Source organism: Nocardia sp. CC227C, from assembly GCF_030767025.1.
GTDB lineage: Bacteria > Actinomycetota > Actinomycetes > Mycobacteriales > Mycobacteriaceae > Nocardia.
In genome coordinates, this window is the sequence record NZ_JASITE010000008.1 from 55,686 (window position 1) to 72,734 (window position 17,049).

At 72.3% G+C, this 17,049-nt stretch carries 5 protein-coding genes; all 5 read left to right on the forward strand.

Annotated features, from left to right (window positions below; all coding sequences use genetic code 11):
• The first annotated feature begins 10 nt into the window (after positions 1–10).
• Positions 11–13,735, forward strand: coding sequence for a non-ribosomal peptide synthetase (locus tag QMO76_RS17725; RefSeq protein ID WP_306362423.1), 13,725 nt, complete (start codon positions 11–13; stop codon positions 13,733–13,735).
• Positions 13,732–14,718 (forward strand): ATP-binding cassette domain-containing protein, encoded by a 987-nt coding sequence (locus QMO76_RS17730; protein ID WP_306362424.1) that lies wholly within the window; start codon positions 13,732–13,734, stop codon positions 14,716–14,718. Before QMO76_RS17725 ends, QMO76_RS17730 begins: the two co-directional genes overlap by 4 nt.
• The gene (locus tag QMO76_RS17735; protein ID WP_306362425.1) at positions 14,715–15,524 is read left to right on the forward strand and encodes an antibiotic transporter; all 810 of its coding nucleotides are present in this window, start codon (positions 14,715–14,717) and stop codon (positions 15,522–15,524) included. Before QMO76_RS17730 ends, QMO76_RS17735 begins: the two co-directional genes overlap by 4 nt.
• 1 nt (position 15,525) lies before the next feature.
• Positions 15,526–16,344 (forward strand): ABC transporter permease, encoded by an 819-nt coding sequence (locus QMO76_RS17740; protein ID WP_306362426.1) that lies wholly within the window; start codon positions 15,526–15,528, stop codon positions 16,342–16,344.
• A gap of 85 nt (positions 16,345–16,429) precedes the next feature.
• Positions 16,430–16,942: a peroxynitrite isomerase gene (locus QMO76_RS17745; protein ID WP_306362427.1), complete on the forward strand. Its 513-nt coding sequence runs from the start codon at positions 16,430–16,432 to the stop codon at positions 16,940–16,942.
• The last annotated feature ends 107 nt before the right edge of the window (positions 16,943–17,049 follow it).

Here is a 17,049-nt window from a genome sequence, read left to right on the forward strand (position 1 = left end):
AGGACTGTTCATGGTTTCGAGTTCCGCTCTGTCCCCCGCTCCGCCCACCACCGGTCCGGCCGCACCCTTCCCGCTGTCCGCCGCACAGCGCGGCATCTGGTTCGCCCAGCACCTCGCCGGTGACACGCCCGTCTCCATCGCCCAGTACGTCGAGTTCGTCGGCGCGGTGGACGTGGCGCTGCTGGCGGCGGCGGCCCGGCGGGCCGGCCGGGAGTTCGGCACCGGCTATCTGCGGCTGCTCGAACTCGACGACCTGCCCTACCAGGTCGTCGACACCTCGCTCGACGACGCCATCGAGACGGTCGACCTGCGCTCGGCCCCCGACCCGGAGGCGGCCGCGCACGCCTGGATGCGCGCGGAGTACACCGCACCGCTGGACCCGCTGCGCGACCGCCTCTGCCAGGTCGCCATGCTGCGGGTGGGCGAGGACCGCTGGTTCTGGTACTCACGCTTCCATCACATCGCCCTCGACGGCGTCGGCGCGCTCACCATGCTGCAGCGCACCGGCGAGATCTACAACGCCGCCGCGGCCGGGCGCGAGATACCGCCCGGCCGGGCCGAGGATCTGCGCGGCATCGTGGAAGCCGATGCGGCCTACCGGAATTCGGATCGCATCGCCGCAGACCGCGAGTACTGGCGGGAGCATCTGGCGGGGTTGGCCGAACCGGTGCGGCTCGGCCGCCACAGCGATGCGGTGGACGCCCATCCGCGGCTGCTCAGCCGCGCCCTGCCCGCCGATACCGCGGCGCTGCTCGACGATCGGGTGACCCGGCTGTCCACCAGCGCCGCACCCGTCATCGTGGCCGCCTTCTCCGCTTTCCTCGGCGCGCTGACCGGTGCGCCGGAGATCGTGCTCAGTCTGCCGGTCTCCGGACGCACCACCGCCGCGCTGCGCCGCTCCGGCGGCATGATGGCGAACGTGGTGCCGCTGCGGCTGCGGCAATCGCCCACCCGCACCGTGGCCGAGCTGATCCGCGCCACCCAGAGCGAGCTGACGGCGGCGCTGCGCAGGCAGCGGTACCGGCAGGAGGACATCGTCCGCGACCTCGGCTGGTCCATGGACGAGGTGGGCTCGTTCGGGCCGACGGTCAATCTCATGCTGGTGGACAGCCGGATTCGGCTCGGCGGCGTCACCGGACGGCTGCACGTGCTCACCTCCGGACTCATCGAGGACCTGTTCGTCAACGTCTACCCCGGGGTGGGCGGCGAGAGCACCCATATCGACTTCCAGGCCAATCCCAACCGCTACGACGAGGCCGAACTGGTGTCGCTGCACGGGCGGTTCCTGGCCTACCTGCGCTCGTTCCTGGACGCGGCACCGGATACGCGGCTGGCGGCGCTCACGGTGCTGGCCGACGACGAGCGCGCACTCGCTCCCGTGCGCGGACCGGCCGGGACCGCGGCCCGCACCCTGCCGGAGCTGCTCGAGGCCGGGGCGGCGCTCGACCCCGCGGCCGTGGCGGTGCGCGCCCACGACACCGAGCTGACCTACCGCGAGGTGAGCGAGTACACCCGTCGGCTGGCCCGGGTGCTCATCGCCGCCGGCGCGGGACCCGAACGCGCCGTGGCGGTGTCGATTCCGCGGTCGGGGGAGTCGGTGCTGGCCATGTGGGCGGTGGCGCTGACCGGAGCCGCGTTCGTCCCCGTGGATCCGGACTACCCCGTCGACCGGATCGAGCACATGATCGCCGACAGTGGCGTGGTGGCGGGCGTGACCGTCGCCGCCGCCCGTGCGGCGCTGCCCGACCGGGTGCGCTGGCTGGTGATGGACGGCGCGGACACCGAATCCACGGTCGCCGCGGCGGATTCGACGCCGGTGACCGATGCCGACCGGCGCGCGCCGCTGCGCCTCGAGCAGCTGGCCTACCTGATCTACACCTCCGGGTCCACCGGCCTGCCCAAGGGCGTCGGCGTGACGCATCGCGGCCTGGCCGACCTGGCCACCGGCTCCGGCGCGGCCTTCGGCGTGGACGCCGGCGCGGTGATGGCGCACGCGGTGTCGCCGAGCTTCGACATCTCCGTGGAAGAACTGCTCGTCGCCTTCGCGGCGGGCGCGGCCGTGGCCGTGGTGCCGCCCGCCGCCTACGCGGGCGAGGAGTTGGCGCGGGTGCTGCGCGCGCACGAGGTCACCCATCTGAATGTGACTCCGGTGGTGGCCGGTTCGCTGGACCCGGAGACGCTGCCCCGGGTGCGCACGGTGGTGGTCGGCGGCGAGGCGTGCCCGCCGGAGCTGGTCGCCCGCTGGGCCGGACGCCGGGTGCTCAACGGGTACGGGCCGACCGAGACGACGGTGACCGCCACACTGAGCGCACCCCTGGCCCCGGGCGAGCCGATCACCATCGGCGGACCCGCACGCGGTGTCACCGCGGTGGTGCTCGATCCCTGGCTGCGGCCGGTACCGCCCGGATCGACCGGTGAGCTGTACCTCGGCGGCGCGGGCCTGGCACGCGGCTACCACCAGCGCATCGGGCTGACCGCGGAACACTTCGTGGCGAATCCCTTCGCACCGGGTGAGCGCATGTACCGCACCGGCGATCTGGTGCGCTGGCGCACGGTCGACGGCATGTGGGTCCTGGACTACGCCGGGCGCGGCGACACCCAGGTGAAGGTGCGCGGTTTCCGCATCGAACTCGGCGAGGTGGACGCGGCGGTGGCGCGGCATCCGGGCGTCGAGATGGCGGTGACGGTCGGCGCGAGCACCCCGGCCGGAGCGACGGCGCTGGTGTCCTACGTCCGTGCCGACCCCGACGCGGCGGTCGATCCGGAGGCGGTGAAAGCCACCGTCGCCCAGCATCTCCCGGCCTACATGGTGCCGTCGGCGGTCATGGTCCTGGACGCCCTGCCGCTCACCCCGGCGGGCAAAGTGGACCGCAAGGCCCTGCCCGCACCGGATTTCGGCAGCCGCGCCCGCGGCGGCCGCGCCCCGGCCACCCCGCGCGAGTCGGCCCTCGCGGCCGTCTTCGCCGATGTGCTCGGACTGGACGAGGTCGGCGCGGACGACAACTTCTTCGCCCTGGGTGGTGACAGCATCGTCGCCATCCAGCTGGTGGCCCGAGCCAAGACCGCCGGATTGGGACTGCGCGCCCGAGACGTGTTCGAGCACAAGACCGTCGCCGCCCTGGCCGCCGCCGTGACCGAGGTCGCCGCACTCCAGGTGCGCGAATTCCCGGGCGGCGGCACCGGCCCCATCCCCCTCACCCCGATCGTGCACGCCATGCTCGACCAGGGCGACACCTGGCCCCGCTTCGCCCAGGCCGTCCTGCTCGACCTGCCCGCCGACCTCGACCGCCCGCGCCTGGCGGCGGCGGTCCAGACCCTGATCGACCACCACGACCTGTTGCGCAGCACCCTGATTCGCCGCGCGAGCGACGACACCGAGACACCGAACCGGCTCGGCACCCCATCCGCCGACACCACCGGAGCGGACACGCCCCCCATACCCACTGCCACCGGCGGAGGAGAGCCGGGAGACGCACCGCACGCCGCCGTCGATGTGCACGACAGGCACTCCGACACCGGCACCGACACCACGCCCCAGCTCTCCGTCGGAACCGAGACCCATGGCGGGGAGACCCATGGCAGGGAGAGGGCTGCCGACACAGCGGCCCGCGAGAACGACAGCGCGGCGACGCGGGACGCATCGCAGACCGGCACTGCCGGCACTGCCGGCACAGACGAGCACACGGGCACGGGCGGCGCGGACGACGGTCCGGACCGGGCAGTCGCGTGGGAGTGGCTGGTGGAGCCAACCGGAGAGGTGGAGGCAGCCGCCCTCATCGAATACGTCGCCGTCGATGCCGCCGACGACGAGGCGGCCGCGCTGGAGCGGGCGGCCGATCTGCTCGATCCGGCGGCCGGGGTGGTGGCGCGGTTCGTGGTCATGGAGCGGGCCGACGGCGCGCCGCGGCTGTGGATGGTGCTGCATCATCTGGTGGTCGACGGGGTGTCCTGGCGGATACTGCTGCCGGATCTGGCGATGGCATACGCGGGGGTGCCGTTGCAGCCGGTCGGCACCTCGTTCCGGCGGTGGGCGCACGGGCAGCTGGAGCGGGCCGCCGAGCGGGCCGCGGAACTGCCGCTGTGGCAGCGGACGGCGCGGACGCCGCAGGGTGAGGTGGGCCTGCGGGCACTCGATCCCGAATTCGACACGGTCGCGACCATGGAGCAGGTGGTTACCGTGGTCGATCCCGAAACCGCCTCCACCGCACTGGAACTCATACCGGAGCGCTTCCACTGCGGCGTGGACGACGCCCTGCTCGCCGCGCTCGCGCTGGCGTGGGCGCGCTGGCGCGACCGCACCGACACGCTGCTCACCCTCGAGGGACACGGCCGCGAGGAGAGCGTGCTGCCCGGTGCGGACATCTCGCGCACGGTGGGCTGGTTCACCAGCGTCTACCCGGTGGCCCTGGAGCTCGGCGAGATCGACCTCGCCGAAGCGTTCGACGGCGGACCCGCGGCGGGCGCGGCGCTCAAGGCCGTGAAGGAGCGCCTGCGCACCATTCCGGACAAGGGTGTCGGCTTCGGCATGCTGCGCTACCTGCACCCGGAGACGGCGGCCGCGCTCGCGGACGCACCCACCCCGCACCTGAGCTTCAACTACCTGGGCCGCACCGGGTCCGGCGGCGAAGGGCCTTGGCTGCCACGGCGTTTCACCGCCACACAGGACGATCACGCGCCCCTGGCCGCCGTGGTCGATATCAATGCCCTGCACACCGCGGCCGGGCTGGAGGTCACCTGGGCCTACGCCGCGCGCATCCTCACCGACACCCAGGTGCGCGAACTCGCGGAGCTGTGGTCGCAGGCGCTGTCCGCGCTCACCGCGCACGCCCGCGGCACCGGGGCGGGCGGGCACAGCCCCTCGGACTTCCCGCTGGTCGAGGTGACCCAGGACCGGATCGACGAGTGGGAGCGCGACTACCCGACGCTCACCGATATCTGGCCGCTGTCGCCCCTGCAGTACGGGCTGCTGTTCCACGCCCGCTACGACAACGACACCGCCGACGGCTACACGGTGCAGACCCGGCTGTCGCTGGCGGGCCGGGTGGACGCGGCCGCCCTGCGCGCCGCCGCGCAAGCCCTGCTGGACCGGCACGACGTGCTGCGCGTGGCCTTCGTCGAAACCCCGGACGGACCCCGGCAGCTGGTGCTCGGCTCCGCCGAGATCGCCTGGCAGGAACTGGATCTCACCCGAACCCCGGAGTCGCCGGATCGCGAGCGCGAACTCGAGCGCATCATCGACGTCGACGCGGGCACCCGGTTCGACCTGACCCGCCCGCCGCTGCTGCGCTTCAGCCTCATCCGCACCGGCGCCGAGGCGTACACGCTGCTCATGACCAACCACCACCTGATCCTGGACGGCTGGTCGACACCGCTGCTGGTGCGGGAGCTGCTCGCCGCGTACCTCGCCACCGTCACCGGGCAGCAGGCCCAGCTGCCCGCGCCGCACTCCTATCGCGACTTCCTGGGCTGGCTGGCCGAACAGGACGAGGACGCCTCACTCGCCGCCTGGCGGGAGGCGCTCGCGGGGGTGAACGGACCGACCCGCGCGGTGCCCACCCTCGCGGATATCACCTCCACCGAATCCGGCACCGTGACGGTGGATATCGACGCGCGGGCGCTGGCCCGGCTCGAGGACACCGCCCGCACCGCCGGGGCCACGGTGAACACCGCCGTCCAGGCCGCCTGGGCGCTGCTGCTCGCCATGCTCACCGGCCGCACCGACGTGGTGTTCGGCGGCACCGTCTCCGGGCGTCCCCCGCAGCTCGGCGGCGTCGAGGACATGATCGGACTGTTCATCAACACGCTGCCGGTGCGGATACGGCTCGACCCGGCCGAACGGGTGGCCGAGCTGCTGGCCCGCGCGCAGGACGAACAGGCGCGATTGCTGGACCACCAGCACATCGGGCTGGCCGCCCTGCACCGGGCGGTCGGGCTGCCCGAACTGTTCGACACCCTCACCGTCTTCGAGTCCTACCCCATCGACCGCGAAACCCTCTCGCGGGCACTGGATATCGCGGGCATGCGCATTCTGGACGTGTCCGGCACCGACGCCACGCCGTATCCGCTGAACCTCATGGTGATTCCGCAGCGCGACCGCGACGGCTCCGAATCCCTGCGCGTCTGCGTGAAATTCATGACCGATCAGCTGCCGGAGACCGGGGCGCGGCGACTGCTCGACCGCTTCGTCGCACTGCTCGACCAGATCGCCACCCACCCGCACCGCCGCATCGCGCAACTGCAGCACTGCGATGCCGCCGAACGCCGCGCGCTGCTCCCGGTGCGCGGCGGCGATCCGGTGCCCATGCGCACCCTGCCGGACCTGCTCGCCGCGGGCGCCCGCGTCGATCCGGACGGCATCGCCGTGAGCGCGGGCAGCCTCACCATGACCTATCGCGATCTGGACGCGTGGTCCAACCGATTCGCCCGGGTGCTGCTGCGCCGGGGCGTCGGCCGCGAGGTGTTCGTGGTGCTGGCGCTGTCCCGCTCGGTGGAATCCGTGGTGGCGGTGTGGGCGCTGGCCAAGACCGGCGCGGCGTTCCTGCCGCTGGACCCCGACTATCCGGTGGAGCGCATCGAGCACATCCTCACCGACTCCCGCGCCCCCATCGGCGTGACGGTGTGCGCGGTCGGCGAAACCCTGCCCGGTTCCATCGACTGGCTGCTGCTCGACGACCTCAACACCATCCGCCGGGCCATGACGGTCTCCGACGCGCCCATCACCGACGCGGAGCGCGGCGGTCCCATCACCCTGGACCAGACCGCGTACCTCATCTACACCTCCGGTTCCACCGGCAAGCCCAAGGCGGTGCTGCTGAGCCACCGGGGTCTGGCGAATCTCGCTGCCACCCAGCGGCACTGCCTGGACCTCGACGAGACGGCGAGCACCCTGCAGGTGGCCTCGCCCAGCTTCGACGCCTCCGTGCACGAACTGCTCATGGCGCACGGCACGGGTGGGCGGCTGGTGCTGTCACCGCCGGAGGTGTACGGCGGCGGCGAATTGGAGCGGCTGCTGCGCACCGAGAGCGTCACCCACGCCGTCATCACACCGTCGGTGCTGGCCACCATGAATCCGCGCGAGCTGCCCGAGTTGCGCTGCTTGTCGGTGGCGGGCGAGGCGGTCGGTCCGGAACTGGTGACGGCCTGGTCGGCCGATCGGCGCATGGTGAACCTCTACGGCCCCACCGAATTCAGCGTGTGGGCCACCGGTCCGGGCGAACTGCGGGCCGGGGAACAGATCACCATCGGCGCGCCCGTGCTCGGGGCGGGGGCCATGGTGCTCGACACCTGGCTGCGTCCGGTGCCCCTCGGCATCACCGGTGAGCTGTATCTGTCGGGTCCGCAGCTGGCGCGCGGCTACTTCAACCGCTTCGCGCTCACCGCCGCACGGTTCGTGGCCAACCCGTACGGCGCGCCCGGGGTGCGCATGTACCGCACCGGAGATATGGTGCGCTGGATCGAGGTCAAGGGCCCGCAGGGTCCGGCACTGGAGCTGGAGTACCTGGGACGCAGCGATTTCCAGGTGAAGATCCGCGGGCTGCGCATCGAACTCGGCGAGATCGACGCGGTGCTGGCCGCCGACGAGCAGGTGGAATACGCGGCCACGGTGGGGCTTACGGGTCCGGCGGGCGACACCGTGCTGGTGTCCTACGTGGTGTCCGCGCCCGGGGCGGAGCGGGAACTGGACACCGAGCGGCTGCGCACCCGCGTCGCGGCGGCCCTGCCGGGCTACATGGTGCCGAGCTATCTCGTCGAGCTCGACGACGTCCCGCTCACACCGGTGGGCAAGCTGGACCGAAACGCCCTGCCCACACCGGATTTCGCGACGCTCGCACAGCGCTACCTGCCCCCGCGCACACCGGTGGAGACCGCGGTGGCCGCCGTCTTCGCCGAGGTGCTCGGCGCCGAACGGGTGAGCATCGACCGATCCTTCTTCGAACTGGGCGGCAATTCGCTCAGCGCCACCCGGGTGGTGGCGCGGGTCAACGCGGCGCTGGGATCCACGGTGGCACTGCGAGATCTGTTCGACGCCCCCACGGTGGCGCAGCTGTCGGCACGCGTCGTCCCGGCCGCGGGCACCGCACCCGACCGCCCGGCCCTTGCCCCGCGGCTGCGGCCGGACCGGGTGCCGCTCTCCCCCGCCCAGCAGCGCATGTGGGTGCTCAACCGCCTCGACCCGGCGTCGGCGGCCTACAACATCGTCGCGCCGCTGCGGCTCACCGGGGAGCTGGACGTCTCGGCGCTGCGCGCGGCCGTGCGGGATGTGATCGGACGGCACGAGACGCTGCGCACCACCTATCCCGCCGACGCCGACGGACCGCGCCAGGTGGTGCTGAGCGTGGACAGCGCCACACCCGAGCTGACCGTGGTCGAGACCGAAGACGGTGCGCCGCTGCGGGATCGGATCGCCGAGCTCGCCGGAACCGGATTCGACCTGACCCGCGAGGCCCCCGTGCGGGCGGGCCTGTTCCGGGTGCCGACGGCCCACGTCGTCGTCCTGGTCGTCCACCACATCAGCGCGGACGGCGCGTCCATGGCCCCGCTGGCCACCGACCTGGTGACCGCCTACCTGTCCCGGAGGTCCGGCGCGGACGCCGCACTGCCGCCGCCGCGCGTGCAGTACGCCGATTACGCGCTGTGGCAGCGGGATCTGCTCGGCGCGGAGAGCGACCCGCACTCGCTGGCCAGCCGCCAGCTCGGCTACTGGAGCGAGCGGCTGGCGGGGATCCCGGATGTGCTGGAGCTGCCCGCCGACCGCCCGCGCCCGGCGGTGCAGAGCATGCGCAGCCGGGACCTGCCGTTCACCCTGGACACCGACACCCACACCGCGCTCGCGGCGTTGGCGGCCACCACCGAGACCAGCCTGTTCATGGTCGCGCACGCCGCGCTGGCGGTGCTGCTCGCCCGCCTGGCCGGAACCTCCGACGTGGTGATCGGCACCGCCGTCGCCGGACGCGGCGAGGAAGCCCTGGACGACCTCGTCGGCATGTTCGTGAACACGGTGGCGCTGCGGACCCGGGTGGACGCGGACCGCGGCTTCCGGGAATTCCTCACCGGGGTGCGCGACACCGACCTCGATGCCTTCACCCACGCCGACGTGCCGTTCGAACGCCTCGTTCAGGTGCTGGACCCCGCCCGGTCCACGGCGCACGCGCCGGTGTTCCAGGTATCGCTGTCGGTGCAGAACTTCACCGCGCCGGAACTGGAGTTCCCCGGCCTCACCGTCACCGTCGAACCCGTGGACCGCGACAGCTCGCAGTTCGACCTCACCGTCGACCTGCGCGAACGGACGACGCAGGGCGCACCGGCCGGGATCGACGCCACGCTGACCTACGCCACCGACCTGTTCGACGCGGCCACCGCCGCACTGCTGGTGTCGCGCTGGCGACGGGTGCTGGCCGCCATTGTCGCCGACCCGGACATCCGCCTGTCCGACATCGATCTGCTCGACGACACCGAACGCGCGGCCCTGGTGCCGGTGCGCGGCCCGCGCACCACCGGAACCAGCTCCCTCGCCCGGATTCTGGTGGAGACCGCCGCGGCCCACCCGGACCGACCGGCCGTCGTCGCCGACGGGCGCACGCTCACCTACGCGGAGCTGCACACCGCCGCCGACGCACTGGCCGCCCGGCTCGCCGCGGGCGGGGCCGCACCGGAAAAGGTGGTCGCGCTGGCGCTGCCGCGCGGCGCGGCGCTGCTCACCGCGCTCTGGGCCACCGCCGAGACCGGCGCGGCCTTCCTGCCGGTCGATCCGCACCACCCCCTGGACCGCATCGAGCACATGCTCGCCGACTCCGGCTGCGCCCTCGGCCTCACCACCACCGCGCATCTGCCGCTGCTGCCCGAGACCACCACCTGGCTGCTGCTGGACGCCCCGACCGACGCACCCACCCCCGGCCACCTCGCGACGGCGCATCCCGACAACCCCGCCTGGCTCATCTACACCTCGGGCTCGACCGGCACGCCGAAAGGCGTTTCGGTCTCGCACCGCGGCATCGCGGACCTGGTGGCCGCCCAGCGCGAGCTGCTCGGCCTGGACGAGCACGCCCGCGTACTCCAGGTGGCCTCACCGAGTTTCGACGCCTCCGCCTTCGAGGCGCTGATGGCCTTCGGATTCGGCGGCGCGGCCGTGGTCGCGCCCCCGGACACCTTCGGCGGGCCGGCGCTCACCGACCTCATCGCCGCCGAACGGGTGACGCACCTGGTGATCACGCCGTCCGCCCTGGCCACCATGGACCCGGACGCGGTGACGACGGTGCGGGTGCTGGCCGTGGCCGGGGAGGCGATCAGCGCCGAACTGGTGGAGCGCTGGGCACCCGGCCGCACCCTGGTGAACCTGTACGGCCCGACCGAATTCACCATCTGGGCAACGGCTTCCGAACCACTGCGGATGGACGCGCCGGTCACCATCGGCCGACCGATCCGCGGCGCGGGCACGCTGGTGCTCGACGACCGGCTGCGGCCGGTGCCGCTCGGCGTGGCCGGTGAGCTGTATCTCGCCGGACCGGCCCTGGCGCGCGGCTATCACGCCCGGCCCGGACCGACCGCGCAGCGGTTCGTGGCCGACCCCTACGGCGCACCGGGTGACCGCCTGTACCGCACCGGCGATCTGGTGCGCTGGACCGGCTCGGCCGCAGCGCCGCGACTGGAGTATCTGGGCCGCACCGACTTCCAGGTGAAGGTGCGCGGCCAGCGCATCGAGCTCGGCGAGATCGACACGGTGCTCGGGCGCGCCGCCGACGTGGAATTCGCGGTGACACTGGGTGTTCCGAGACCCGGCGGGGCCACCGCCCTGGCCGCCTACCTGCTGCCCACCCCCGGCGCGGATCTCGATCTGGCCGCGCTGCGCGCCCACGCCGCCGACGCTCTGCCCGGCTACATGGTGCCCTCGGCCTTCGTCCTCCTCGATCACGTGCCACTCACCGCCGTCGGCAAGCTGGACCGAAAAGCGCTGCCGCCACCGGTTTTCGAAGCCGAGACGGAGTACCGGGCCCCCGGAACGCCCACCGAAACGACGCTGGCCGGGATCGTGGCCGAACTGCTGGGCCGGGAACGGGTGGGTGTGCACGACTCGTTCTTCGCCCTCGGCGGTGACAGCATCCTCGCCATCCAGCTGGTGTCACGCGCCCGGCTGCACGGCCTGGAACTCACCCCGTTGCAGGTGTTCGAGCACCGCACCGTGGCCGCGCTGGCCGAGCTCGCCGACGCCGCCGACACGGCGGTCGTGCTGGCGGAGCTGCCCGGCGGCGGGGTCGGCGACATGCCGGTCACCCCCATCGTGCGGTGGATGACCGAGCGCGGCGGCAGCTTCCACCGCTTCGCCCAGACCGCCGTGCTGGAACTGCCGGTCGGCATCACCCGGGCCGAGCTGGTCGCCACACTGGCGGCCGCGGTGGACCGCCACGACATGCTGCGGGCACGGCTGGAACGCGACGGGGACGACTGGCGGCTGTCCACCCGTGAGCCGGGTGCGGTGGATGTCGACGCGCTGCTGCACCGCATCGAGTTCGGGGCCGCCGCCGATTCGGTCGAACTGCGCGAATACGCGGTCACCGAGGTAGCGGCCGCCCTCGAGCGGCTCGATCCGGCGGCGGGCACCGTTCTGCAACTGGTGTGGCTGGATCCCGACGCGCCGGAACGGGCGGGGCGGCTCATCGTCGTCGCCCACCACCTCGTCATCGACGGCGTGTCCTGGCGCATTCTGGTCCCCGACCTGATGGCGGCCTGGGCGCAGGTGTCGGGCGGGGCCACCCCTGTGCTGGCCGAACCGGGCACCTCCATGCGCCGCTGGGCGCACGCACTCGCCGAGGAGGCCCGCCGCGGTGGCCGCGTCGCCGAACTCGGCCACTGGCGCGCCGTCGCGGCCACGCCCGACCCGCCGCTGGCCGACCGTGAACTCGATCCGGCCGTCGATCGTGTGGACAGCGTGCGCACGGTCGAGATCGAACTGCCGGAACCGACCACCACCGCCCTGCTCACCACCCTGCCCGGACTGTTCGACGGCGGCGTGGAGGACGCGCTGCTCGCCACCCTGGCACTGGCGGTGCTGCGGTGGCGTTCCGGTGCGCCCGCCGCCGAGCACAACGCCGACCCCGCCGCACGGGATCGGGCACGATCGTCGTCCGACGAGCGGGAGGATGCGAGCCGCGCGGCCGGAGCACGGGGAGTGGGCCGCGCCGCCCGCCGCACAGTGAGCCAGGCCGAGCCAGCGGGACGCGGGGCCGACCGTGCGACGACTGCCGACACGGAACCGACCGCGCCGGGCCGACCGGCGGGGGCCGTCTCCCGTACGCCGGAGCACTCCGTCCTCATCCGCATGGAAGGCCACGGGCGGCAGCAGGAGATCGTGCCGGGGGCGGATCTGTCCCGCACCGTCGGCTGGTTCACCAGCCTCTATCCGCTGCGGCTGGAGCTGCCGGGCGTGGACATCGACGACGCCTGTGCCGGGGGTCCGGCCATGGGCGCGGCGATCCGCGCGGTCAAGCACCAGCTGCTCGCCGTGCCGGACAGGGGAATGGGCTACGGCCTGCTGCGCTATCTGAATGCCGATACCGCACAACGGCTTCCGCACCGGGTGCCCGGCCGCATCGGCTTCAACTACCTGGGCCGCTACGCCGCCGCGGACATCCCCGCCGGGCTGGAGGGGCTCGGCTGGCTGCCCACCGACGAGTTCGGGGACCTGCACGCCGCCGAGGACCCGGGAGTCGCAGTCACGGCCGAGGTCGAGATCAATGCGGTGGTCGTCGGAGACCGGTTGCAGGCCAGCTTCTCCTATCCCGAATCGCTGTTGGACAGAAGCGAAGTCGCGACGCTGGCGGGGCTGTGGAGCGAGGCGCTCACTGCCGCCGCCACCTTCGCGGACACCCCGGCGGCCCGGGAAGCGGCGGCGGACGAGGCGCGCCACCTCGCCGAGCTGGCCGCCCAAGCCGCTGCCACCCAAACCGATTCGACACCCGGACTGGGCCTCGACGTGGTGCTGCCGATCCGGCCCGACGGCACCGAACCGGCGCTGTTCTGCATCCACCCGTCCTCGGGCATCGCCTGGACCTACCTCGGACTGGCCGACGCCCTGGCCCCCGGACGGCCCATCTACGGACTCCAGGCCCCCGACCTGTCCGGGGAGCCCGCCGCCCGCGGCATCGACGACTTCGCGCGCCGCTACGTGCGCGAGATCCGCCGCCTGCAACCCGAGGGTCCGTACCACCTGCTCGGTTGGTCCTTCGGCGGGCTCATCGCGCACGCCGTCGCCACCCGCCTCCAGCAGGAAGGCGCGCGGCCGGGCGTGCTGGCCCTGCTCGACGCCGACACCGCCGATATCGACGGCGACAGCATCGACAAGCTCGACGCCGGAGCCTTCATCGCCACCTTCGGCCATGTCTTCGGCATGACCGACATCCCGGCCGAGGCCACCGCGGAACAGGCGGCGGAGCTGATCCGCGACCGCATGGGCGGGGTGTCGCTGGTCGACGCCGCCACCCTGGAGCGCATGGCGGCCTCCTACAATGCCTCCGCCCGCACCCGCACCGGCTACCGGCGACCCGTATTCCACGGCGACGCACTGTATTTCCACGCCACCGTGGACACCTCGGAGATCTTCGGTCCCGACGGCTGGCGACCGTACGTCACCGGGGACATCACCGGTGTCGACATCGAGGTCACCCATGACGAACTCACCACCCCGGAAGCGTTGGCGACCGTCGCCCGCGTCCTGGACGAACATTTGGGAGGCAGGCCATGACCAGCGGAGGAGTCGTCGTCGAAGGCGTCGAGAAATCGTTCGGCAGCGTCCGGGCACTGCGCGGCATCGACTTCGAGGCCGCGCCCGGCGAGGTGCTCGGCATCCTCGGACCCAATGGCGCGGGCAAGACCACCACGGTGAACATCCTGTCCACCCTCATCGCCCCCGATACCGGACGGGCCGTGGTCGCCGGGCACGATGTGCTGACCGAGGCCGCCGCCGTCCGCCGCGCCATCATGCTCACCGGCCAGTTCGCCGCCCTGGACGATGCCCTCACCGGCTACGAGAACCTGGTCATGTTCGGGCGGCTGATGGGATTGCGCAAACGCGCCGCCCGCGCCCGCGCGGACGAACTGATCGGCGAATTCGACCTGACCGCGGCCGCCGGTCGCCGCGTCGGCACCTACTCCGGCGGGATGCGCCGCCGCATCGACATCGCCTGCGGACTGGTGGTGCGGCCCGAGGTGGTGTTCCTCGACGAACCCACCACCGGACTGGATCCCCGCAGCCGCCAAGGGGTCTGGGATCTCGTCGGCGGATTCCGCAAGCACGGCATCACCACCCTGCTCACCACGCAGTACCTGGAGGAGGCCGACGCCCTCTGCGACCGCATCATCGTCATCGACCACGGGGTGGTCATCGCCGACGGCACCGCCGACGAACTCAAATCCCGCACCGGCGGCAGCTACTGCGAGATCGTGCCGCTGCGCATGGAGGATCTCGCGGCCATCGTCAACGCCCTCGACAGCCTGGTGCCCGCATCGAGTCGCCAAGCCCTGACCGGTGATTCGGACCGGCTGGCCATACCCGCCCCGGACGGGGCGAAGACCCTCGCCGAGGCGCTGCGCCGACTCGACGGCGCGGGCATCGAACTGGTGGACATCGCGCTGCGCCGCCCCTCGCTCGACGACGTATTCCTCAATCTCACCGGACATCTCACCGGACATCTCGCCGACGCCGAGACCGCGGAGGCCCGGTCGTGACCGCCGTCAGCGGCGTCCGCGCCGCCCCCGCCACCCTCCAGCAGTGGTGGGTGCTGAGCGTGCGGCTCATCGTGCCCGCGGTCAAGAGCGGCGACATCCTGAACATGGTGTTCGCACCGATCGTGTTCACCATCAGCTTCTACATTCCGCTCAATCGCCTGATGTCCTTCGCGGGCACCGGCTTCAGCAGCTACGCGCAGTTCATGGCCCCGATCGTGATCTTGCAGGCCGGATCCTTCGCCGCCATCTCGGCCGCCTTCCGCGCCGCCACCGACGCGGTCTCCGGGCTCGACCGGCGCTTCGACGCCATGCCCATGCACCCGCTGGTCCCCACCGCGGCGCGCATGTCCGGCAATGTGTTCCGCCTGCTCGTCGCGCTGACCGCGGCGCTGGTGGCGACCCACGCGATCGGCTTCCGCTTCCACGGCGGGCCGCTGCACACCGTCGGCTTCGTGGCCTTGGGGCTGCTCATCGGCATCGCCTTCTGCTTCGGCGCGGATGTCATCGGCACCGCCGCCAAGAGTCCCGAGGCCACCACCCAGTTGCTGGTGCTGCCGCCACTGATTCTCGGCATGCTCTCCACCGGTCTGGCCCCGGCCAGCCAGTTCCCGGACTGGGTGGAACCGTTCGTGCGCAACCAGCCGGTCTCGCAGTGGGCGTACGGGCTGCGCGCCCTCGGCGGCGACAGTCTGGGCAATGCCGGCGCGGTGACCTGGTCGGTAATGGGTCCGCCGCTGCTGTGGGCGCTCGCCATCATCGCGGTGTCGCTGGTCTGCACGATTCGGCTCAACACGCGGAGGTCCTGACATGGCCATCTCCATGCCGGAACCCACGAGCATCGCTCCCGAGGCCGAGGGCTCGCCCACGGCGCTGGTGCGCCACACCTGGATTCAGGTGCAGCGGCTGCTGCTGCGCTGGCTGCGCGATCCGGTGACGCTGCTGGAAACGCTCGTCATCCCGTGCCTGCTGCTGCTCATGCTGGACATCGTGGTGGGCAGCCAGATCGAGAAGTTCACCGGCAGCAGTGCCCTCTACGGCTCGGTGCCCATGGTCGCGCTGGTCGGTGCGCTGTCGGGCACCATCGCCAGCGGTGTCATGCTCGGGCGGGAACGCAATGCCGGGCTGCTCGCCCGCTTCTGGGTGCTGCCCGTGCACCGCGCCTCCGGCCTGGCCGCCCGCATCATCGCCGAGGGCTGCCGCATCTTCGGCGGCACCGTGGTGATCATCGCCTTCGGCATGGCGCTGGGCTTCCGGTTCCATCGGGGGCCGCTGGCGACGCTGGCCTTCTTCGCCCTGCCGGTACTGTTCGGGCTGGCCTTCGCCACCCTGGTCATCGCCATCGCCGTCTTCACCGCCAAGGCCACGCTGGTGGAGAGCATCACCATCATCACCTCGCTGCTCATGTTCTTCAGCACCGGCTTCGTCCCGCTGCCCGCCTATCCGGACTGGATCCAGCCGGTGGTGCGCAACCAGCCCATGTCGGTCGCCGTCGACACCATGCGAGCGCTGGCCGAGGGCGGGGCGCTCGCCCGGCCGCTGACCCTCACCCTGATCTGGTCGATGAGCGCCGTCGCGCTGTTCGCGGTGCCCGCCGCCATCGGCTACCGGCGCGCCAGCCGCCGCTGACCCCGGCCACGCCCATCCAGACCCCTTACGCGAATAACCGCCGCCGACGCGCGTCGAGATCACTCGGCCGCCGGTCGGGCGCACTATGCTGACCGCCGTGCTCGATCCCCAGACCCCCGTCGCGCCCCATCCGGATATCGCCCATCTCGCCCCGCTGCTGGGCATCTGGCGCGGCGGCGGACACGGGGAGTATCCGACCATCGAATCGTTCGACTATCTGGAGGAAGTGCACTTCGGTCACGTCGGCCGCCCGTTCCTCACCTACCGGCAGCGCACCCGCGCCGCCGACGGCAGCCGACCCCTGCACGCCGAGACCGGCTATCTGCGGCCCAACGGCCCCGATCGCATCGAGTTGATCCTGGCCCACCCGACCGGGATCACCGAGATCTGTGAGGGCCGCCTGGTCGCCGCGGACGACGGTCTGCGCATGGAACTGGACTCGACCAGCATCGGACGCAGCAGCACCGCCAAATCGGTGACCGCGCTCGGCCGCTCCCTGGCGCTGTCCGGCGACACCCTGGACTACACGCTGCGCATGGCGGCGGTCGGGCAACCGCTGCAACACCACCTCGCCGCGACGCTGCACCGCGACAACTGAGACGGGCGCGCCGCCGGAGACGCGAGTCGAGCAATCCTCGCGGTCCGGACGAAATTTTCCGAACCTACTTTCAGGTATGTGACCTGCGTCACCGCATTCCGCGGGTG

Excerpts from the sequence above, each read along its gene's own strand:
- QMO76_RS17725 (WP_306362423.1), top strand. The coding sequence starts at position 11 with ATGGTTTCGAGTTCCGCTCTGTCCCCCGCTCCGCCCACCACCGGTCCG.
- QMO76_RS17730 (WP_306362424.1), top strand. The coding sequence starts at position 13,732 with ATGACCAGCGGAGGAGTCGTCGTCGAAGGCGTCGAGAAATCGTTCGGC.
- QMO76_RS17740 (WP_306362426.1), top strand. The coding sequence starts at position 15,526 with ATGGCCATCTCCATGCCGGAACCCACGAGCATCGCTCCCGAGGCCGAG.
- QMO76_RS17745 (WP_306362427.1), top strand. The coding sequence starts at position 16,430 with ATGCTGACCGCCGTGCTCGATCCCCAGACCCCCGTCGCGCCCCATCCG.